The organism is Dyadobacter bucti, from assembly GCF_005869225.1.
GTDB classification, from domain to species: Bacteria; Bacteroidota; Bacteroidia; order Cytophagales; family Spirosomataceae; genus Dyadobacter; species Dyadobacter bucti.
In genome coordinates this window covers 415,589-437,066 of record NZ_SWFP01000004.1, presented here as the reverse complement: position 1 = coordinate 437,066, position 21,478 = coordinate 415,589, and the positions used below count along the sequence as shown (strand labels likewise).

The following is a 21,478-nucleotide window of genomic DNA, read 5'->3' as shown; positions in this document are numbered from 1 at the left end:
GATATGTATGGTTTAGGAAATCGCTATTATATCACAACTACCCGGCTGCGAGCGGCAATTGTTTGTTCAAAGTATCTTCCAAAAGCAAAAGCTTTTCTTTTAAAGAATAGGGTGTGTACACGTAATCCTGCTCAAACTGGAACCCCAGCCGCGAATCGTGGGTGACCGCGATCAGGGAAAGTTTGGTCCGGGCAATTTCAGCTATTACAATCTCCTTCATCTTTTTCAACATTTCAGCGGCTTTTGCACTGTCTTTTTCATGTGCCCGGTTAAACCGTAATTCCTCAAATTCCAGGACGGCGCAATTGCTTTCCATCATCCGGTGCAAATGCTCCGCCACCACCACCTCCGAAACTGCACGTTTCCTTTTCCAGTCGGGGCTTTCCATGGCGGCGGCGCGGTACAGTTTCAGCCCTTCCTCCATTTCGGCAGCAGCCATTTTCAGGTGTTTCAGAAAAACGGGAAGCAGTGCCACTTCCTTGCCGGCCACAATGCCGGTCGCGCCCCGGGCATATTGTTCGGCCCGGTTTGTTTTATTGGTAAAATCGGGATAAAAAACCATTCTTGACACTGTAAACGGCCAGTATGGGTTCAGTTCCCCGCCCAGGTAACCCATCCAGCCTTCGTGATCTGTCCAGGAATTGTGAAAAGTGGCAGTCCGCACGGGCGGTACCTGAAAAAACAATGGGTTTCCGATCGCATTGTTGGTACCCATATTAGGCCCGGTATCCGGCACAAGACGGATCGCATTGTCAAAATGCTGCCACGCCTGCAGTACTTTTTCCTGCTGCGCCGCCCCGAACAAACGGGAAGCCATGGCCCCGAGGAGTTCCTCAAACGACATGGAATTGTCCCAGCAGGTCCAGTAGCGGAGTTCCGCAATGAAATTCGGGGTGTAGCCGCTGCTCCAGCTTTCGAGCGTACCGCTCACACCGTAAGCCTGCAATGCATCGTACCGTTTGCGCCACTGCCCGGGAAAAGGCAGGTAGGGAATCGTGCCAAACTGCCAGCTGGCAAAAGTATCCACCTTGGAATATACCTTCATGGACCGCCCGTTTGCCTCTCCGATCTGCGCCTGCGTCACCTCCGCCGGCCCGACCTGCGACAACGAATAATCGCGCAGGTAGCCCTGCATACCATCCAGTTCAAAGCCTTTGCCGTTTTCCCAGGTCAGCATCGGGATCGCGTCTGCGGGCAGCTGCTGGATAAAATATTTTTTCAGTTTGGTGTTCTGCGGGCGGAAATCGATGTTGTATTCCCAGGCCAGTATTTCGGTTTCGGGGTTCACCCGGTGGCATTCTTCGGTTACCATCGCAATTGCCTTGCTCCAGTTCCTGGCCCAGTCCTGCACATGCGCTTCGTCGGCTCCGTGCAGCCCGCCCCACTTTTGATACCAAAAACCTTCGGTCAGCAATACATAGCCTTTGATCAGGGGGAATTCCTGGATGATATCCCGGACCAGCTTGCGCAGCCCGGCTTCACTTTCCGGTGTCCCGGTGTATTGATAAATAATGGGTGCATACACTTGTATCCCAAATTTCCCCGCGCGGCCGATCAGGTCATGGATCTTCGCCGGATCCTGCTTACGGACTTTATGGAGCAATCTTGCGTAAAAATCGGTAGAATTTTCGGCGGTAGTCCGGTCGCCGTTCGGGTTGGCATATACCGAGGCAAAGATCCCGTCGAAACCATTGTGCGCCATCGCCGAAAGTATCTGGTCCGGCCACTCCATCCACCCCATGCCCGAAAGCGCCATTCTTCTCTGGTAGAGACTCTGGCGGGTTATTTTCAGGTTTTTAGGTAAAAAAGGACCTTCCCGCAGGCTCATCTTGGCCTGAAGATTGTACAGTCCGTGCAAAACACCCTGATCATCGTAACCGCAAACGACGAGTCCCCCGGGCGTTTTTACCAAAGCATAACTTTTCGTGCCTTTGAGCTCTTTTCCATATTCCGGCAGCTGGTGCCGCGTGCCGATCAGTACAACATTGTCGCCGCTTTTGATCCCTTTCCAGGATTTGCGCAAATCGATCCGGCTCCCGACTTCCATGGCCGTTTTCAGATAGTCTTGAAAATCCTTCACCGCATCTTTAATCAGCTCAGAATTATCCTCTACATAACAAAGCTTCACATCCCGGTTGAGTGCAAATTCAGTGTCCAGCGGCTTTGCAGCGGGGTCCTTCATAAGCTGATGCATAGCCGACTCCCTGATCCGCTGCTGGTAGCCGAAAGGTTTGTCCGGCGGCAGTACCCGCGCTACTTCCCGCGCAAACGACTCGGTAGTAACTGCGTTTTCCCGCAGGTTTTCGCCCACGGGAAAAACGATCTGTTGCGATGCTTTTGCCAGCACGGCAGAACCCGCAACACCTATCCCAGTAGCGCCGAGAAACTTCCTGCGGCTAAGGTTTTTATACATAATTGTGTCAGCTCATCCATGTTAAAAAGGTTTTCCGAACATTGTAATACCCATTGAAACTAAAACTTATCCGCTCCAATCGGATCTTTTCGCCTTCTCACTCCCGCATTCAGGAAATATCTTCATTCTCCGCGCATTTCCGGTAACCCAGACTTTTGCCAAAATCCAGGCACTCCTCCCAGGCAACGATACTTCCTGAAGCATTGGAATCTATAAGACTTCTGGCGGCCACAGAAACACCTAAAAGAAGATTTTTTTCCATCTCCCAGTCTTCATGTACACCAGCCAGCACTCCGGCTGCAAAAGCATCGCCCGCACCCACCGTGCCTTTTACCAGCTCCGGCGGCATATTGATACCGGGCTGAAAAATTTTCTTCCTGTCCTTACTGACAGCGATCGCGCCTTCCGGAAAATGCAGCACCACCCACTGCAATACCCCCATATCCAGGATCGCCTCCGCAGCGCGGTAACCTTCCGAAACGGAAACCATACCGCCGGTATCGAAAAGATCAATACCGGTTAACATCTTGGCTTCCAGCTCATTGATAAAAAGAATATCGATAAATGGCAAAGAAGGCGGGATAATGGTGGTATACCGGTCGGACTGCTCACTCACAATATCCGCCGAGGTAATAAAGCCCGATGCTTTGGCCTCCTGCAAAACCCTCGCCGCACCCGACATACCGTCCGGCCCCAGTTCATCCAGTTTGTCCAAAAGTAGGAGGTAGCCCAGGTGAAATATCTTGGCCTGCGAAAAAGAGAAGTCAAAATCAGCCGTATCCAGGAAAGCATTCGCGCCCCGGTAGTGAAAAAAAGTGCGCCTGCCGGTTTCGGAAACGGTCATCACATCGGTATAGGACGTTTCCACGCCCGGCAGCACTTTTATCTGTCGGGAGTCGATACCCATGCTGCTGCACTGACGTATGATCTCATCGCCTTTTTCGTCATTTCCAATGGCCCCAACGCCTTCCAGCGGAAAAGAAACTTTCATTTGATGGAGCGCCTTCAACACATTAAAAGGCGCCCCGCCATTGCCCGAATCCTGGTTCAGGATGTTGGCCAGCGCATTTTCCCGGGGGTAACAGTGGATTATTTTGACAAAATCAATGATCCAGTTCCCGCCTGCCAGTACGCCTTTTCTTTTGTTCTTTTCCATACATCAGTCGTATGCGATTTCCACCGCCGATCTGGATTCGTGCGATCGCAGGGCGCTTTCAAAAAGCTTGTGGCTCATCATCGCTTCCCGGGGCGTCACGCAGCCGAAACGGTTGTTCAGCAATCCTTCCCGTTCCGCGAAATAGGCGGCCAGCATCTGCATGAAACAGTCTGAAAAACCGGCCTCGAATATGGAGCCTGTGATGGTCGGAAATGCAACCTGAAAACCCAGATCTGTCCGCTGCCAGGTTTGCTCTTTGCCCCTGCTGAACGTCCATAAGGCTTTGGTATCCTTGGTATTGAACTTCACTCCTCCCTCGGTACCATATATTTCAATGTACCAGGAATTCGTTTCGCCGGGAGCCAACCGTTTCATTTCCAGCATCATCGGAATTTCATCACCTTCCACGTCGACGGTCGTGGACAGCGTGGCATTGTTCCAGGTATCGCATTCGCCCCAGCCGCCTTTTCCGTCGGGACGTGTGGTGATGATTTGCTGTAATTGCGCAAATACCCTTTTCGGTACCCAGCCCATTCTGAGCGGAATATGCAATACATGCATCCCGAGGTCGCCCATCACGCCTATGTTTCCGCAATACTGCGACTGGCGTTTCCAGTTGATCGGTTTGAGCGGGTCCATGTCGCTGGAATGACAGAACCCGGCTTTGATATCAATGATTTTACCAATCCTCCCCGACTGCACTTCTGCAATAACCCGCTGCGCGCCGGGCAAAAAAGGCATTTCTGAGCTGCATCTTACAAATCTGCCTAGCCTGTCGGCGGTTTCCCCGATTTCCTTTGCTGCGTCGAGGTCTATACCAAAAGGTTTTTCTGCGAGCAGGTCTTTTCCCGCTTCCAGCACTTCGGTATAATATTTTTTATGCAAATTGTGCGGCAGCGCGACATAGATCACCGATAAATCCGGCGAAGCCAGCAGCTCTTTATAGTCCGTTGTACGCAAATCCACCGAAGGCACATTTTCGTACCAATTCAGTGCTTTGCTGTCCAGATCGCAGACTGCCTTTAACGCTACTTTGACGGGATAATCGTTCAATGCAAACCACCTTCCGAGCGCGCTGGCCACTTCCTTCCCCATCAGCCCGCCACCGATGATCCCGACATTTACAGTTGTTTGTTTCATCGGTTCTAAATCAGGTTGATCACATCTTTCGGCTCCGCATTGTCGTGGACAATTGCCATCAATGCGCGCGTCATACCGCCCGGATTGGCGTGCTGCACCACATTACGGCCATAAACAATGCCTTTTGCGCCTTGTTTCATCAGCCTGTACGTCCGGTCGAGGATTTCTTCGTCGCTGGCCCTGCCGCCGCCCCGTACCAGGATCGGGATCGAACCGGCGATCTCCACTACTTTGTGATATTCCTCCACATCATCGGTAGGGTCCGCCTTGATCAGGTCTGCCCCCAGTTCCACCGCCTGCCTCACCATGGGCGTGATGAGTTTGATATTCCCATCGACCATATAACCTCCCGCTTCCTGATTCGGTCTGAAAACCAGCGGCTCGATCATCAATGGCATGGAATAAAAGTCGCAGAGGGGTTTCAGTTTCAGGATGTTCTGGATACAATGGTCTGTGACTTCCGGTGCACCCGGAATACGGAAAAGATTGACCACGACGCAGGCTGCATCCAGCCTTACAGCCTGCAAAACAGGCTCTTCTATGATCCTGCTGTACAATACATCCGGAAGTTCCGACCCGTAGACATTGGCTACGTCGGTACGCAGCACCAGCGCGGGCTTGCTTTTTCCCGGAACCGACTGCAAATGATGCGCCTGTCCTACCGTGAGCTGTATCGCGTCAGGATCTGCATCGATCAGCACTTTTACCGATTTTTCTATATTTTCAATGCCGGGCAAAAATGACGATTCACAAAAGAACCCGTGGTCGATGGCCACATCAAAACATTTACCCGATTTTGCATTAAACAACCTGTTGATTCTGCTCGCTTTCATACTGTACTGAATTTAAACTGACTGTAATTTTTGATTCCGCGAACCTTACCTTCCGGCAAGCCGCATTTTATCCTCTTTTTGTTTTTGCAAGAATATCTGACAATGCTACCGGAATGCCGCCACGCCTTTTGCTTTCATGGGCAGCTTCCATAAATGTGTAGATTTCAATGGTTTCGGCTGCGGTAACCGGCGGCTGACCGGTCCGGAAAAATCTGACGATCTCCGCCACCAGATTTTTATATCCTTCAAACTTGCCGATCTCCGTGATTTTCTCCGAACCATAAGCCGTGCCCCCGAACCCGATCTTACCCTTGCGAAGCCCCCTGAAAACGCCGATTTTTCCACCTTCCCAAATGCCCGTGACCACGTCGGTACCCTCGGAATAAGCCCGCCTTACCGACTGGCAGCCTGGCCCCATTACCGCATACAGTAACTCGATGGCATGTATGCCGTCCCAGAAAAGGTCGGCGTGGGATTTTTGTAAAGGAGCCGGCCCGTAAGTATCTGCGCCCAGTATTTCCCCTGCCATTTTCCCCTGTGCCAGATCCCGGATATCCCTGACATAGCGCAATGGCGAACTGGAAAAAACGGGCGTTTGATATTTTTTGGCCGAATCAAAAAGTGCAATGACACTTGAAAGGGATTCTGCGATGGGCTTGTCCACAAATACCGGTTTACCCGCCTTTAAAACCGGCAGGATCTGTTCCCGATGCGGCCTGCCGTCGTTTGTGAGGAGCATAATCGCATCGGACTTTTTGAGCAATTCCGCTGTCGAAGACACCAGTTCAACCCCGTTTTTCTGAACAGTGTTGGTAAACTGACTGAGTTGTTCCGGCAAAAACTCCACGTCCTCATTGCCTTTGGGATGATGCAGCGCGACCACTTTACAGCCGGCAAACAGCGGATCATTCTGCCCTGCATTCATGATTTCGGTAAAATCCGCGCTGTGGACGGACAAGCCGATAACACCCACCCGGATTGTTTTGGGCTCAGACAAAAACATCGACCTGGCCTCATTTCCCAGCCCGAAGGCCAGTCCCGCCGTGACGGTCTTCACGAGAAAGTCACGGCGGTTCTTTTCAGATTGATTCATGAAGAAATTGTATCGCTACTGAACAACTTTCATAATGCCGCGCATCACCGGGGCGTGGCCCGGAAACGTGCAAACGAACTGATAGTCACCCGGGATGGCCGGGGCCTTGAATTTCAGTGTTTCCTTCTTTTTGGCTTCAATGAGGCGGGATGAGAACAGCACCTTTTTGTTGTCCGGCACATAGTTCTTTGCAGGCCCGTTGTCTCCGAGTGCAATCGCCTGCTGGGCAACCTCATCGGCTGCTCCCGGTTCGGTGATCACCAGGTTATGCGGCATCAGATCGATGTTATCGAGCGTGATCTCTACTTTCTGGCCGGATTTTACGGTGAACTCGGCCACATTGAAACGCAATTGTATCGCTTCCAGCGTCACACTGGCGACTTCACTTTTTCGCAGATCCAGCTTTTGATCAAAATTATCCGACTTTTTGGCATCGGTAGTAGGCACAATCTTGTGCTCCACGTGGCTGGTCATGCGGGAAGTGCTGTCGGGATCTTTCCAGAATTTTTCGTAAAAAGTCCTGTACTGCATACCTGAAATATCATTGCCCGTGCCGCCTCTGAGGTGCGATTCGCGGGTACTCCACGCCCAGGCCACTTTCTGTGCAGCAATCCTTACCTGCGCTTCGGGAAATTTCAGTGCTTTGCCGAGCAAATCGCGGTTGACTACATTGTGCTGCTGGTGCAGCCAGAGTATTTCGAGCAGCGGCAGGGCATTTTCCTTTTTATCCAGATCCAGTTTCGCTACCCACGCCTGCGCTTTTTTGATCACTTCGTCGGTATTCCGGCCGCTGAGTTCCACCCGTACGCGGTGGCGGATGCCATCGACCGGACTTTTGAACAGTTCCAGCAAGTCTTCCACCTTGGCTCCGTGAATCGCAACCGCGCTTTGCAGAGGCCGGTTTTTGGCGGTAACCCTGTAAATCCTGCCGTGAGTATGGTCGCGGCTGGCGTCGCGGAGGTTATAGGGCGAGTGGGTGATCACGGGGTTTTGCCAGTCGCTGAAATACAATGCACCGTCACCGCCGATCACCCCGTCGGTGGGTCTGAAATTGGGATCGCCCGTGTAATCTTTCGGGACAATACGCGGCGCGGCCTCGGTACTGGGCGCAAATGTCGGCTGGTTCCCGGTGTATAGCAAGTCACCGGTTTCTACACCTTCCACCACTCCATCTTCTTTGTAATCAAGGCGGTAACGTTTGATTCCCTGAAAACCGATGACATTAAAAAGCAGGAAATTGTTTTGATATGCATCCGGAAAATGGCTGCTCGACAAAATCATATTGGCGGTGATCGGCCGGACCGTCGGCGTGAACAAAGGTCTTTTTTCATACCGGTTCACATCCGTGGTAGAAGTAACTTTCCGGTCGTAATACACCTGGAAAGCCTTGCCGCTGGTACCGTCGGTGATGAGCGGGTTGCCCCATTTGTCAAAACTGATACCGTGTGCATTCGGTGTATTTTCCACTACAAAAGAGAAGTCGAACGTCCGGGGATTGAACCGGTAAAGTCCGGGTGTCCCCGATTCTTCGCTCACGCGCCAGGGCGTTTCAATGTTTTCGAGAATAAAAATCCCACGCTGGTAATAGATATTCCCGTCCGGCCCGTAGATCAGGTTATTGGCCGAATGGTGCGTATCATCGGAACCAATACCACCGAACATTTTGATCTTCACATCGGCCACATCATCCCCGTCTGTGTCTTTGAGATAAAAAATGTCAGGTGCCGAAACCACGATCACACCGTCGTTCCAGAATTCAAACCCGGTCGGGTGGGAAATGTAGGCGAAGGTTTTCGACTTGTCGGCCACGCCGTCGCCGTTTTCATCCGATAAAATAACCAGGCGGTCGTTCATGGGTTTGCCCGGCTCCCATTTCGGGTAGGTCGCCCAGGATGCCACCCAAATCCGGCCTTTGGTATCCACCTGCATGGCAACAGGTTTGGCTATTTCCGGGAAGGTTTTTTCCGATGCAAACAAATTGACTTCCAGCTCTTTCGGGAACGTCATTTTGCTGATCGCTTCCTGCGGGTCTACATAAGTGACGTCGCGGGTAATGTGGGTCCCTACCACCAGCAGCTCTGGTACATTGCTGTCATCCAGCTTTTCATCTTTTCCCTGCGCACGTGTCCATATCCTTTTGTCGCGGTTGGCGGTCATCACATCCAGTACCTTGAGTTCCTGGTTCAGCGTCGCATAATTTCCGTCCTGGGTGGAACGCGTCCCCCATACATCGTTTCCGCTGATCGTCCGGTATTTCCGGAACCAGTGATCATCTTTATCCACGACCGCGCTTCTCAGAGAATCCAGCTTCACCTTGTCGAGGCTTACTTTTTCTTTCAAAACAGTCTCCGCGAAATATTGCGCCAACTGGCGGTTTCCTTCTTCATTCAAGTGGATACCGTTGATGGTGAGTGGTTTTTCAGAAGTTTCATACAGCTTTTGCGTCGCAGTGAACAAGTCCACAAACCCGGTTTTCTTCTCCGCCGCCACTTCTTCCATTACCTTGGTATAGGCAGCCAGCCGCCGGTTGTTTTCGGTACCGTCCGGCAAATTGGGCGTTTTGAGGTTTTCATGCGCAATCGGCGAAAACATCACGATCCGGGGCGTATGGACGGAATCGTATTTCTGCGTCTGCACATGGTCTATCCAGGCCGTGAGCTGTTTCCTGAACTCTTCGGGTTTATCTTCAAAAGATTCGTTGTAGCCAAAGAAAGAGAATATCACATTCGCCTTCACTTCCGCCAGATGCGCGTCGCTGTCGCCGAAACCTTTGTGGGCGCGGGGCCGGTAATGTACCTGGTCGCCCGAATAACCGAGGTTTCTGACCACCAGTTTGCCTTCCGGATTGGCGGCCTGCAGATACGTTTCAAACCACCCGTCCTGCTGGAAACGTTCGGCGAGCGAATTGCCGACAATGGCAATCCGGTCCCCTTCTTTCAGCTCGATCTTTTGAGCGCCGCCGCAACCGGTCATATACAGGCCGGCCAGTACCAGCCATACATGCACTGCACATCGCGCCGGATATTTCGCTTTTTTAAATACGATCATTTGCTTTAAATTTTACTGATTTGAGTACAACCGTTTCCCGGTTATATGTGCGTCAATGCATCTCTATCGAACAGGTACCCAGGCCCGGACGGTAAAAATTGAACTGCACGTTGGGGTGGTCTGCGAGCACGGACATCGGGACGCAGGTATCGGGGATTTTGTTGGAAATCATGTAGGTAGTAAGGCGCTGCCCGAAAGGGTTGTCGTGTGCGCCGGCATGCCAGATCGATACCTTGTCCGTTTCCCAGGTTTCTTTCGGCCCTACTGTTACTGCTTGTGTGGGGATCAGCGGAACGTTACCTCCGCAATGCAGGCGTGAATTCTGCTGAACGGTGATCGGGTGTAGATCCAACACCCTGGTCGCGAGCTGTTTGTATTCTTCAACGGTCTGCGGGGTATCTTTGTAAATTCCTTCTCTTTTGGGAGGCTCGTTAAAAGCCCAGTGTTTTACATCGCCCTGCCCGCCCTGCATGATCAGGCATTTCGCCTGTTTCCAGCTTTCGATAAATGCGCTGGTATCGGCTTTGGGAAAATGCAGGTTTTCTTCCGGCATCGCCAGACTTTTATCTATCCTGTTGTAACAAAGTGATTTAAACGTTCTCTGAAACGACAAAGGATGATCTCCGGAAACTTCCTTACCGTCTACAACCCATTCGTCCATACTCCAGAAATGCGCGTTTTTGACAGAGATTTTCAGTTCATTGATAATGCGCGCTACCAGTGGCAGCTGCTCCGTCGGGCCGATCGGGCCGCACAGACCTACCGGATTTGCGGCGGTCGATTGTTTCCAGACGTCCACATATTCCAGTGCTTCTGCGAGGTAAAATTCTTCGATGGTATCATAAAAAACCACTTTGAAACCCGGCCGGGACAATTTGATCATATCCTCTGGCCCCATAGCGGCAATTTTGTCCGTTAATTTCTGATCCAGTTCCAGGGTGGTGTAATCCCACCAGCCCGGAGCTATTGAACTCGTTTTACGCATACAATATTTTTTTTTAAAAATTGATTTTAATGACCTGACCTTATGCTGTTTTAGCATAGGCTTCGTTGCGCAGGACCAACCGGCCCAGCGTTTGCAAAGGGTCGAACCCGGCTTCCGAAAAACCATAATGCGTATGTCGCCGCCAACCCTCGGCATGTTCGAAAGCATCCGACATATTCCCGATTTCCAGCGAAAAATCTTCCATCGCCTGGATATAGGAATTCATTTTCTGGCTGTCCTGCAACCATTCCTGCTGGCTTTGATGGGCTTCCAGGGCTTTCCGTTTTATTGGTTGAACCGATGCGGTATCGACAAACATTTCCGGATATACTTTCTGCCGTAGCGGGTCCATCAGACCATGCGGGACAGCGTGGTAAATAGCGCAGTTGTAGTTCGAAGTGGCTGGTTCGCCGGTCGCGAAATTGGGCACTCCGCGTACAAATGCAGCTGTGGTAGCCAGTCGGCTCGTGTTCATGTGGTCCTCCATATAGTCGGAGGGAGAATGCGTGAGTAGGATCGAAGGCCTCACCTTACGGATCACAGCGGCCAGTTTCCGGAGCAGCTCCACGTCGTACATGATCTCGAAATCATTGGTAATGGGCGGATGAAAAGTTGCGCCCAGTACCTCCGATGCATTTTGAGCTTCCTTTAACCGGATCCTGGTCGTACGCTCCGAATCGTGGACGGTACTCCCGCAGTTTCCGGTCGAAAGGTTCATGTAGTGGATCTTGTAGCCCACGTTTTTCAGAAGAACAAGCGTCCCGGCCATCAGGAATTCGATATCATCCGGATGGGCCGCAACTGCCATAGCGACTTTTTTCATGGGATTACAATTTTACGCTCTTCCCGGTAGCGGCAGACTGGTCGGCAGCGAAAATGATTTCGTGCGTTTTGATTGCCTCTTTCAGACCTGTGAGCGGCATTTCGGTATTATTCTGGATCGATTCAAAGAAAGTATCGAACTGTAACTGGTAAGGGTGGTCGGCCACATCGCCGGAGTCGAGCATCGACATCGACATTTCGCTCCACTTGTGCTTGTCCGACTTAAGTTTTTCGGAATGGATCTTGTTGTCGAGGATACTTCCCTCACTGCCAAACAGATGCGTGTGGAAATAATAAGGCTGAAGACAGTCCACGCTGGCGGCACATTTTGCGATTTTACCGCTTTTGAATTTCAATATTGTAACGCTCGTCGTTGTGTATTCGTAAGGTGTAAAAATCGGGCTTTTGGATTTGGTATCGTAGCTTGTCACTTCTTCCACGTCGGTGCCCATAAACATCAGCAGGGAATCCAGTGCGTGGCAACCTGCTGTGAGCAAAGAACTTCCGCCGCCGCCTTTTTTTGCATTCCATTCAAACTGACCGTACCAGGGGCCGATCCCGTGCAGGTAATCCACTTCCGCATAATGCAGGTCACCGATCAGGCCCTGATCCAGGATTGCTTTTGTAGATATGAACTGGTTGGAATACCGGCATTCAAAACAGATACAGAACTTCACATTGGCCTCTTTTACAGCAGCTTCAATAGCCTGGCAGTCGGCCCAGGACAATGCCATCGGTTTTTCCAGGATAATATGTTTTCCGGCTTTGGCGGCTTTTACGGCGTGGTCCACGTGCTGATAGGTGTAGCTGCATATCGAAACAGCATCGATATCCTTGTTGGCGAGCAGCGCATCCAGGTCGGTGTAGGAAGTAATATCCCCGCCCCATTTTGTGCTTAATTCTGCATCATCGAGTTTTCTTGAAGAATAAATAGCAGTTACCTGTGCTCCATTGCCCGCCTGTATTGCCGTAATATGTGCGGTAGCAACCCAGCCGTATCCAATAATTCCTACATTTAACTTTCCCATAGTTTTTCTGATTACTGATAATTATTGTTTAACCTTATTTGCCTTGTACGCTTTGCTTAATGTTTTTCCCAGGCTCACTTTAATGCCGCCGTTTTTCCGGCTTTCCATGGCGGCTTCCATGAAGGCATATATTTCAAGCGTTTCGCTCACGGGTACCGGCGGAACTTTGGTCAGGAAAAATTCAACAACCTTCACAACCAAATCACGGTAGCCGGTAAACGTACCCAGTGTGGCGATCTGGTCCTGCATGTAGGCGGTACCTCCGAAGTCCCTTTTTCCCTCCCGGATCCCCCTGAACGTCCCGACCCTGTCGTTGTTCCAGTAACCGACGAGCAGGTCGTCGGCCTTGCTGTGATGTACGTGCGCCACTTCCCTGCAACCCGGCCCCATCGCCCTGAAAAGCAGCTCGATCCCATGGATCCCGTACCAGAACTGGTCGGTGTGGCTTTTCTCAAACGCCGCCGGACTGAACGTGCTGGCACTCAGCACTTCGCTGCTTTTGATATTGGCCACGCCCGGAATGTACCTGAGTGCCGAGGATGTAAAAACAGGAACATTGAACTGCTTCGCTTTTTCATAAATTTCGATCACTCCGTTCAATGAAGCCGCCACAGGTTTGTCGAGAAAAACAGGCTTTCCGGCCTCAAAAGCGGGTAAAACCTCTTTCATGTGCGGGCGGCCGTCGTTGGTTTCGATCATCACAACATCCACCAGCGCAAGCATTTCGCTCATCGAGCCTACCATTTTCACCCCCATGGCCCGGATATCCGACTCAAATTTCGCAAGCTGTTCCTTGGTAAAATCCACATCCGGATTCCCGGGTGGGTGGTACAGCGCCGTGATCGTACATCCCGCCAGGTCGGACTTTTTATTGCTATCGTTCAAAATCTGGGAAAAAGCTGCGCTGTGGACGGATAATCCCACCACTCCGATTTTGATATCTTTTGCCGCTGCCGCTCCGAATGAGGTGAAAGAAGTGCTCACCAGGCCCATACCGATCCCGCCAGCCGCCAGGTTTTTTACAAAACTCCGGCGGCCCAATGTATTGAATGTTTCAGCCATGATATTTATTTAGCGTCCCACCATAATTTGGTACTGTTCTTATTTCCTCCTTTGGTGGCCAGTTCGGGCAAGGTAAGCGCGGCTGTCACGGCCTGGTTGTTGTTGGCGTACTCCCCGTCCACAAACAATAACCTTCTGATCATCTGGTTAGCAGGCACATCCGGATTTTCAGACTGTATCCTTGGCAGGAGCTTGGGATAGCCGGTCCTTCTCATTTCAGCCCAGGCTTCCCAGCCGTCGGGAAACAATCCGATCCACTTCTGGGTACCGATCTGCTCCAGTTGTTTTTCTTTGGGCCCTGTGGCCAGGAAAGCGACAGGAATGTCTGAAACGGCAGGCGTATTCCACTGGTCTTTAAGCGGTTTCGGGGTGCTGGTGCTTTTAAGATAATTGGCAATATCCACCGCAGTCGCCGCAGTGCGGGACGAGATCGATACTTCGATTCCTTTGTCATACAGTTCTTTCGCAGTACCCCCCATATTCCAGCCTTCCACCGCACCTTCGGCCCGTAAAAAATAAACCTCTTCGGCCCGCATCACCTGGTAAGGCGGGTTGGTACCGCCGTCTTCCAGTCGCCACCATTTGGTATCGATCTTGGAATTGGTAGCGACCTGCACCGGGTTATCGATCAATGCGATGGGCAGACCGTTGCGGATTCCGTGGAATTTGCTGCCGTCGTTGCGGTTGTCGGTCACTACGGGATTCCAGAATGCGTCGAGCCGCGGATCATTGAAGCCCACCATTACACTTTCCATGGTCGCGCTCATCCGCCAGTTGTCGTAGTTGGCGATCGTTCCCAGGTTATTTTTACTGAGATCATTGGTAAAAACATTCGCATTTTCCGCAGCAGTAAGCATTACCCCGTCGGCCACTGCTTTTTCGGCTTCGGCCTTGGCCAGTGCAGGAGCGGCATATTTCACTCTCAGCGCAAGTCTAAGACGTAGGGAATTGGCGAAGGTCAGCCATTTATTCACATCACCCGAAAAAACAAGATCATCCCTTGAAAACACGCTCGCACCTTTGTTCTGTTTCAAAACTGCCACCGCTTCGTCGAGGGTTTTGAAAAAATCCTTATAAATCACTTCCTGCGGATCATAGGGTACACTGGTAGCGCCATTTCCCACTTCCAGATAGGGAATCGGACCGTAATAGTCTGTCAGTCTGTGAAATGCCTGTACTTTCCATACTTTGATCACCGCATTCTGCAAAGGAAAATTCTTTTCAGCTGTATATTTCTCCACAAAGCTGAGGTCCTTGGCAACCGAAGTGTAAAAGCCGGTAAAATTGGCATTGGACCAGCTGGCAACATCCACGTAACGGTCTGAGTAAAAGTTAACCCGCAGCAATGTAAAATACTGGCTGAAAAGATCGGCAAAAAGGTTCTGGCTGATTTCGTAACCAGACATAAACATGGTATTGAACTGAGTTGTGGCAAATACCTGGCCCACATTCCCGATGTCCAGTTTATCGGACACCAGCAGGTTGGAAGGCGTATTCAGTTCCTCAAAAACGTCGGTACAGCTTCCGAAAACCATGCAAAAACATGTAACGAATATGATTTTTATCTTTTTCATGATTTTACTGATTATTTAAAGTTGACACGTACATTAAATCCGATCGAGCGTGTGGTAGGCAGGGTGAAGCTGGCGTCGCTCTGGGTCGCATTGTCGGCACCTACGAAAATTTCCGGATCGAGGTACTTGGCTTTGTTGGACAGGAAAAACAAGTTCCGGCCTACCAGCGAAAAACTGACCGGGTAACCAAATATTCCCTTGGGCAGGCTGTAACTCAGCTGCGCTTCCCGTAACCTGACATTGGATGCATCCGAAGTATGGATTTCGCCCACCAGCCCCGCAGTACGCCCGCCGCTCCCGATCCAGAAATCCTGGACATTGATAGGCAGGTCGTTAACCGATCCGTCCTGTTTTACTGCATTTTCTTCCGGGAAGAAATCCTTTCCGAAAACCAGCTTTCCATCGCGGCCGGCTTCGGTTTCCTTGGTCGAGCCATCGGCAGCGAGTACCGAATTGGCGAATGAAGAGATCACGCCTCCGTGGCGGACATCGATCAGTACGCTCAGGCTCAGCTTTTTGTACCGGAATGTATTTCGGATGCCCCCCAGCCATTTGGGCTCTGAATTTCCTACGAACACGGTTTTACCGGTTGTATATAGCGGAATCCCATTCGGACCAACAATCACATTTCCGTTGTCATCGCGCTGGAAGCCTTTGACATAGATCCCTCCCCATTGCTTGCCCTGTTCCAGTCTGATCTCGCGTAAGTCATTGTTTCCCATCACGATAGAAGGTCGCTGGTCATTGATCTTCTTGACAATGTTTTTGTTTTTGGAAAAATTAAGACCGATATCCCAGCCAAAATCCGCTTTTACGATGGGTTTGACAGTAAATACCATTTCAACGCCTTTGTTCTCCACATCACCCCCGTTTGTAAAAAATCCCGAGGCACCCGACGCAGGCGGCAGCGAAATGGAAAAAAGCTGGTTGGTGGTGTTGGTCACATAGTAGGTAAAGTCCAGACCGAGCCTGTCCTCGAAGAAACGCAGGTCTCCGCCCAGTTCCAGACTCGCGGTTTTTTCCGGTTTCAGGTTTTCATTGGGCAAAGTACCGCTCACCGACATCAGCCCTGCCTTTCCTCCCCTGCTCAATGTCGCATACCTTGATAAGGAGAAAGGACTGGTTCCGTTACCCACGATAGCGTAAGAACCCCTCACTTTGAAAAATGATATCACCATCGGCAGCTTCACCAGTTCCGAAACCACGCCGTTCAGACCGACGGAAGGATAAAAGAAGGACCAGTTGCTTTTCGGCAAAGTGGAACTCCAGTCATTCCTTCCGGTCAGGTCCAGGAATATCGCATCCTTGTAGCTGATCTGCCCGAACGCATACAGGGAATTGATATTACTCGGTCCGCCGACGCTGTTAGACGCCTGCAGATACTGGGTATTTGAAAGAGTAAAGAAATTAGGAATAGTCAAAGTTGTGCCCGTATTGGCGGAGATGGAAGTATTTCGGTTGATCAGGCTGTTGCCGCCGACATTCACATTGTATTTCAGGGTACTGGAAATGTTGTCGTTGTAAGAAACCAGAAAGTCGTTGTTGAGGCTCATGCTCTCCGACGAGGAAACCCCGAAGTAGCCGTCGACCGGTGAAACCTTGGAAATACCGCCCTTGATCTCGTTCTGATAATTTTCAAAAGCGCGGTTCAGGGACGACCTGATTTGCACACTCAGCTTGTCCGTGACATTATACTTCATGCTCGCCAGGGCCGCGACCCGGTCCCTGACACTGTTGGAAGAAATCCCGTTTACAGCCGTGTAGGGGTTGGTTTCCACGAGTTCGGACGAGCTCCATGTGTGCGTGACGGGTATTCCGTTATCGTTGTAAAACTCATAGATCTCTGCATCCTGCGTTCTTACGTTCCTGGGAATCCGGTAGGCGTGGCGTAACGGATTACTGTAATCGATGGATACACCCAGACCGTTTTTGATCTCCTGCCGCATATAGGTCAGTTTTCCGTCGATACTCAGTCTTTTGCCCAGATTATTGGAAAACCGCAGGTTGGCATTGTGCCTGGAGAGCTCATTGAAAGGTACAACCCCGGCACCATCCGTGTAGGTATAGGAAAAATACGTTTGTGCTTTCTCGCTACCGGTACTGATCGCCAGGTTGGTTGCAGAGTTGTGACCGACTTTGAAAAAATCCCGCACATTATTGGGCTGAGGCGAATACGCGTAGGTTTTCGGGCCTGCCCAGTTGGGATCGTTGGACCAGTGGTCCACCATCTGCCCTTCCATTTTCGGGCCCCAGTTGCTGGATGTGTTTGCCATGTACTGGCCATTTAATCCCTGCCCGTAGGAATCCTGGTAATCGACCAGGATGTTGGGTATTTCAAAAGTATATGATTGGCTAACAGATACATCGTAACGTCCGGCGGTATTGCCGCCTCTCTTGGTGGTCACCACAATCGCCCCGTTGTTGGCCTGGCTTCCGTAAAGCGCGGCTGCGTTCGGGCCTTTCAGCACGGTCATGGATTCGATATCGTCGGGGTTGAGGTCGGAAAGGTTTCCCGGCACACCGTCAACGATGTACAAAGGCTGGCTGTTGCCGCTGATCGACCTGTTACCGCGCAACACGATCCGTGAAGTACCGCCTACCCCGGTGCTGGAAGTCTGGAAATTAAGACCTGCCACTTTCCCGGCGAGTGAGTTCAGCACATTGTATTCTCTTGATTTTGAGATCGCTTCCACATCCACATTCTGCGTGGAATAGGTGAGGCTCTTTTTATCCCTTTCTATGCCAAAGGCTGTAACTACTACTTCGTCCAGTTTTTTCAGGTCTTCTTCCATCGATACATCCACGGTTGACCGCCCTTTGATCAGTACTTCCTGGGTGATGAACCCGATCGAGGAAAACACCAGGGTACCGTCGTCGCCGGGAAGTGAAATGCTGTAATTTCCCTCGCCGTCCGTCACCGTACCGGTGGTAGTGCCTTTTACCAGAATGCTCACACCGGGCAGTCCCTGTTTGTCGGCGGCAGATATGACCTTTCCGGCCACGTTGATCAGCGCCATCCTGGTCTCGGTTGGATTTTCAACGGACATGCCTACACTTTGCCTTCTCACGCTGATATTCTGGTTGATCTGCTGAAACGCCAGCCGGGAGGAGTTGGCGATACCTTCCAGTACATGGGCCACCGACGACGTGCCCATCGGCTTGCTGTAACGGTCTTTTAAAAACGAGTCCTTCGCATCGAACGTAAAAACAAAGTCAGTCCTCGATTCAATGTCTTTGAAAACATCGGCAAGCAACGCATTCGTATATACAGTCCTGATCGTTACCTCGTGAATGCTCTTGATTTCCCTGGCTTCTTTTGCCTGGCTGATACCCGCGAAGAGAAGCTGGGGTATAACAACTAGAAATACATAACCTGCACTCCTGGCAAGTTGCGAGTAAAGTAATTTTTTCATACTCCTTTTGTTGTAGGTTAAGACGCGGTTTAGCTTCATTTCCCGACACTGGTAGAGGGCCATTTTACCAATGACTGGCACATTAATCTGACAAAGATTAAGAATTCGAATTCTCCGTATTGTTGGTTTTTAATGCCGCTTGCTGATGTATTTCACAGAACTTTCCGGAGGTGATCAGAAAGTCAGGTATACCATTTTGTCTTCGATTTTGTAAGCAAAATCCTTATTGAAACTTAAATCTTTCAGCACATTCCTGAGGCTTTCATTCTGGTACCTGGCCCTGATCTGCCAGTCGTCGGGTGCTTTGCCTTTCACTTCAATTTTTACATCATACCATTTTTCGATCTTTCTGCAGAAGGACGAAAAATTGTCTTGCTGGAGAATGAGAATACCATCCTTCCAGCCTATCGCAGCATCATAGTTGAAACGCTGGGTAGCGAAGACGGTATTGCCTTTGGAGGCAATCAGCTCTTCCCCCGGCTTCAATATCACCGTGTGTGTTTTTTCTTTGTTTTCGATCTTTACTTTTCCTTCCAGCAGGGCCACCGCAACATCGGGGTCGCCGAGGTTCTGCGATACATTGAAGGCAGTCCCCAAAGCCTGTACGGTGATGCCGTTCGCCTCCACGATAAACGGCCTGGAAGCGTCTTTCACCACTTCAAAAAACGCTTCTCCCTGCAGCCTGATATATCTCAAAGTGTCTGAAAAATTTTCTGAAAACCCGATGGTGCTCTCCCCATTCAGCCATACTTTGGTGCCGTCGGGCAGGAAATAAACCGATCTTTTTCCCGTTGGATTTTCCTTTTCCACCCACACATCGGGCTTCCCGGCAACCATATTTTTCTTATCTTCAAGGGTATTGGAATAAAAATAAAGACCGGCCACGACCAGCAAAAAAACCGCTGCTACCGACCGCCAGGGGAATAAAAATATCTTCCTGATACCCGAAACCTCTTCTCCTTCCTGCTCTTCAGCTACGGCGTCCTCCCAGATCCGGTCCCTGATACTGTCCATTCTTTTTTCGTACCCGTCAGCCGGAGGCGCCTGCCACACTTTTTTCAATTGTTCAAAAACAGCACGGTTATCAGGAGACATCGACAGCCATTCTTCCAATTCCGCCTGTTCCTGCTCAGTCGCATTTCCGCTCAGGAATTGTGCTATTAAATGGTCGATATGTAAGTGATTATAGCTCATGAAATCCGGTTTATACCCCCATAACCCACATTCCGGGGAAAACCCGTAATGGGTTTACGTTTTTTTTGATTTTTTTTTGAGAAGGACCGGGTGCGGCACCTTGGCGTTATCATTCCATAATCATATTCATCGCTGGTGGCCGGGTGCGGTGCACCCGGTTGGAGATATTAGGGTGCGTTGCACCTTTTTTTGGTATGATACTATATTGCTAACGATCTTACTTATACGTTAATACTTTTTTTCACTTTTTCTCTTTCTTCCTTATGGGATTTGGAAACGGTAGTAGTTATGTGCGGTAGAATCTTTTATTAACAAAAAAGCATAATCTGATGAAACTGGTTACATTGATTTTAATCCCGATGGCGGCTCTCGCTTTGTATGAGTTCAAACAGACGGAAAGTCTGGTTAATACTGAAAAGAGAACATACCCTACTGCGGTAAGTACTGCCCCTGGAAAATGGGAGGCCCTCTTTGACGGCAGCCATCTGAACAAATGGCGCAAAGCTTCCGCGGACAGCGCGCCTTCCAGCGGCTGGGTAGTGGAAAAGGGTGCGCTGTCGGTCCTGGCGGGGAGAAAAGGCGGAGATATTATTACACGGGAAACCTATGGCGACTTTGAACTGGAATGGGATTTCAACCTGACACAGTCGGCCAATAGCGGCATCAAGTACCAGGTCAACAATATGAAGAACTCCCAAACCGGAAAAACCTCACCCATAGGCATTGAATACCAGATCATTGACGATCTCAATTATCCTGAAGTAAAAACAGATCCGAACGGTACATCATCTACCGCGTCAGCCTATCTGTTATATGCGCCCAAGGGGAAAAAACTGCTGCCTCCCGGACAATGGAACAAGGCCCGGGTGATTTCAAAAGGGAAACACGCGGAACATTGGCTGAACGGCGTGAAAGTGACGAGCTATGAACGAGGTACTGAAGATTTCAAAGCCAAGGTGGCGGCCTGCAAATTCAAAGATTATCCGGGCTACGGCGCCTCGGACACCGGGCATATCATGCTTACAGACCACGGAGACCAGGTTTATTTCAGAAACATCCGGATCAGAAGGCTTTAAGGCGGTCATTCCGGGATTTCTTATCGTTGAGGAAGTTCTCGACGCCTTCGCGGAGTTCTTTCACTGCAAGCTTTAAATGCACTTCTACTGTGCGTTCGGAAATATTCATCAGCTCCGCCACCTGCCGGTATGTAAAACCTTCTTCCCGGATCAGCTGAAAAACCATTTTTCTTTTGGGGGGAAACTGCCGGATGATCTCATCGATCTGATCCTGCAGTTCCTGCCCTACCAGCAGCTCGTGCGGGTCGGTAACCGCCATGGAGTTCAGGATAATATCGTTGGAATCAAAAAGAAAGGGATTTTCCCTTTGCTGCCTTTTGATGGAGGATATCGCTTTGTTTTTAACGGAGAAATAAAGGTAAGACTCAAAATGATCGAGAATAAAAACTCTTTTGCGGTTGATCAGGATATTGGTCAGTACGTCGGCGACAACGTCTTCGGCCTGCGGGACGGAGTCCACATAAATGCGGGCAAACTGGATCAGTTTGGGATAATAATATTTGAAAAAAACATCAAAAGCCTGCTTATCACCCTCAGCAATCTGGGTAAAACACCGCTTTTTGGAATTTAAATCTGTCATCCCCTTGTTAATTTGATAGTACTGGTATGCAGTTCCAATAATGTGTACGCCGGTACGGGTA

The 21,478-nt window shown here is 50.4% G+C and carries 15 protein-coding genes; 1 reads left to right on the top strand and 14 read right to left on the bottom strand.

From position 1 onward, the window contains the following. Positions 1–37: 37 nt before the first annotated feature. The 13 genes from FBF61_RS15555 to FBF61_RS15495 all read right to left on the bottom strand — a co-directional run bounded on the left by FBF61_RS15555 (position 38) and on the right by FBF61_RS15495 (position 19,761). Positions 38–2,413 (bottom strand): hypothetical protein, encoded by a 2,376-nt coding sequence (locus FBF61_RS15555; protein ID WP_138478782.1) that lies wholly within the window; start codon positions 2,411–2,413, stop codon positions 38–40. 109 nt (positions 2,414–2,522) lie between these two features. Beyond that, a complete protein-coding gene (locus tag FBF61_RS15550; protein ID WP_138478780.1) occupies positions 2,523–3,569 on the bottom strand; it encodes a carbohydrate kinase family protein in 1,047 nt (348 codons plus the stop codon). Positions 3,570–3,572: 3 nt separating this feature from the next. Further along, a complete protein-coding gene (locus FBF61_RS15545) occupies positions 3,573–4,709 on the bottom strand; it encodes a Gfo/Idh/MocA family protein (protein WP_138478778.1) in 1,137 nt (378 codons plus the stop codon). Between the two features lie 5 nt (positions 4,710–4,714). Next, positions 4,715–5,542 carry a class I fructose-bisphosphate aldolase gene (locus FBF61_RS15540; protein ID WP_138478776.1) on the bottom strand — a complete coding sequence of 276 codons (828 nt, stop codon included), beginning with the start codon at positions 5,540–5,542 and terminating at the stop codon, positions 4,715–4,717. 67 nt (positions 5,543–5,609) lie between these two features. Continuing rightward, entirely contained in the window at positions 5,610–6,635 is a 1,026-nt protein-coding gene (locus FBF61_RS15535) for a Gfo/Idh/MocA family protein (RefSeq protein ID WP_138478773.1), read from the bottom strand. A 15-nt stretch (positions 6,636–6,650) separates the two neighbouring features. Continuing rightward, positions 6,651–9,683 (bottom strand): PVC-type heme-binding CxxCH protein, encoded by a 3,033-nt coding sequence (locus FBF61_RS15530; protein WP_138478771.1) that lies wholly within the window; start codon positions 9,681–9,683, stop codon positions 6,651–6,653. A gap of 52 nt (positions 9,684–9,735) precedes the next feature. Further along, complete coding sequence (locus FBF61_RS15525) at positions 9,736–10,668, bottom strand: sugar phosphate isomerase family (protein WP_138478769.1); 933 nt, start codon at positions 10,666–10,668, stop codon at positions 9,736–9,738. 40 nt (positions 10,669–10,708) lie between these two features. Next, entirely contained in the window at positions 10,709–11,491 is a 783-nt protein-coding gene (locus tag FBF61_RS15520; RefSeq protein ID WP_138478767.1) for a PIG-L deacetylase family protein, read from the bottom strand. A 4-nt stretch (positions 11,492–11,495) separates the two neighbouring features. Further along, positions 11,496–12,518 carry a Gfo/Idh/MocA family protein gene (locus FBF61_RS15515; protein WP_138478765.1) on the bottom strand — a complete coding sequence of 341 codons (1,023 nt, stop codon included), beginning with the start codon at positions 12,516–12,518 and terminating at the stop codon, positions 11,496–11,498. A gap of 21 nt (positions 12,519–12,539) precedes the next feature. Continuing rightward, entirely contained in the window at positions 12,540–13,580 is a 1,041-nt protein-coding gene (locus FBF61_RS15510) for a Gfo/Idh/MocA family oxidoreductase (RefSeq protein WP_138478763.1), read from the bottom strand. Positions 13,581–13,585: 5 nt separating this feature from the next. After that, complete coding sequence (locus FBF61_RS15505) at positions 13,586–15,154, bottom strand: SusD/RagB family nutrient-binding outer membrane lipoprotein (RefSeq protein ID WP_138478761.1); 1,569 nt, start codon at positions 15,152–15,154, stop codon at positions 13,586–13,588. Between the two features lie 11 nt (positions 15,155–15,165). Next, entirely contained in the window at positions 15,166–18,567 is a 3,402-nt protein-coding gene (locus FBF61_RS15500; RefSeq protein ID WP_166444544.1) for a SusC/RagA family TonB-linked outer membrane protein, read from the bottom strand. Positions 18,568–18,741: 174 nt separating this feature from the next. Then, complete coding sequence (locus FBF61_RS15495; RefSeq protein WP_138478757.1) at positions 18,742–19,761, bottom strand: FecR family protein; 1,020 nt, start codon at positions 19,759–19,761, stop codon at positions 18,742–18,744. Positions 19,762–20,090: 329 nt separating this feature from the next. Between FBF61_RS15495 and FBF61_RS15490 the strand changes: the two genes are divergently transcribed. After that, on the top strand, positions 20,091–20,837 hold the full coding sequence (locus FBF61_RS15490) for a 3-keto-disaccharide hydrolase (protein WP_229215065.1): 747 nt from the start codon (positions 20,091–20,093) through the stop codon (positions 20,835–20,837). Here the strand turns inward: FBF61_RS15490 and FBF61_RS15485 are convergent. After that, complete coding sequence (locus FBF61_RS15485; protein ID WP_138478755.1) at positions 20,824–21,417, bottom strand: RNA polymerase sigma-70 factor; 594 nt, start codon at positions 21,415–21,417, stop codon at positions 20,824–20,826. The two genes, FBF61_RS15490 and FBF61_RS15485, sit on opposite strands and share 14 nt — an antisense overlap. Between the last annotated feature and the right edge of the window lie 61 nt (positions 21,418–21,478).

Coding starts and splice junctions, on each gene's coding strand:
- FBF61_RS15500 (WP_166444544.1), bottom strand. CDS start 18,567: ATGAAAAAATTACTTTACTCGCAACTTGCCAGGAGTGCAGGTTATGTA.
- FBF61_RS15485 (WP_138478755.1), bottom strand. CDS start 21,417: ATGACAGATTTAAATTCCAAAAAGCGGTGTTTTACCCAGATTGCTGAG.
- FBF61_RS15505 (WP_138478761.1), bottom strand. CDS start 15,154: ATGAAAAAGATAAAAATCATATTCGTTACATGTTTTTGCATGGTTTTC.
- FBF61_RS15520 (WP_138478767.1), bottom strand. CDS start 11,491: ATGAAAAAAGTCGCTATGGCAGTTGCGGCCCATCCGGATGATATCGAA.
- FBF61_RS15525 (WP_138478769.1), bottom strand. CDS start 10,668: ATGCGTAAAACGAGTTCAATAGCTCCGGGCTGGTGGGATTACACCACC.
- FBF61_RS15555 (WP_138478782.1), bottom strand. CDS start 2,413: ATGTATAAAAACCTTAGCCGCAGGAAGTTTCTCGGCGCTACTGGGATA.
- FBF61_RS15490 (WP_229215065.1), top strand. CDS start 20,091: ATGAAACTGGTTACATTGATTTTAATCCCGATGGCGGCTCTCGCTTTG.
- FBF61_RS15535 (WP_138478773.1), bottom strand. CDS start 6,635: ATGAATCAATCTGAAAAGAACCGCCGTGACTTTCTCGTGAAGACCGTC.
- FBF61_RS15550 (WP_138478780.1), bottom strand. CDS start 3,569: ATGGAAAAGAACAAAAGAAAAGGCGTACTGGCAGGCGGGAACTGGATC.
- FBF61_RS15510 (WP_138478763.1), bottom strand. CDS start 13,580: ATGGCTGAAACATTCAATACATTGGGCCGCCGGAGTTTTGTAAAAAAC.
- FBF61_RS15545 (WP_138478778.1), bottom strand. CDS start 4,709: ATGAAACAAACAACTGTAAATGTCGGGATCATCGGTGGCGGGCTGATG.
- FBF61_RS15515 (WP_138478765.1), bottom strand. CDS start 12,518: ATGGGAAAGTTAAATGTAGGAATTATTGGATACGGCTGGGTTGCTACC.
- FBF61_RS15530 (WP_138478771.1), bottom strand. CDS start 9,683: ATGATCGTATTTAAAAAAGCGAAATATCCGGCGCGATGTGCAGTGCAT.
- FBF61_RS15540 (WP_138478776.1), bottom strand. CDS start 5,542: ATGAAAGCGAGCAGAATCAACAGGTTGTTTAATGCAAAATCGGGTAAA.
- FBF61_RS15495 (WP_138478757.1), bottom strand. CDS start 19,761: ATGAGCTATAATCACTTACATATCGACCATTTAATAGCACAATTCCTG.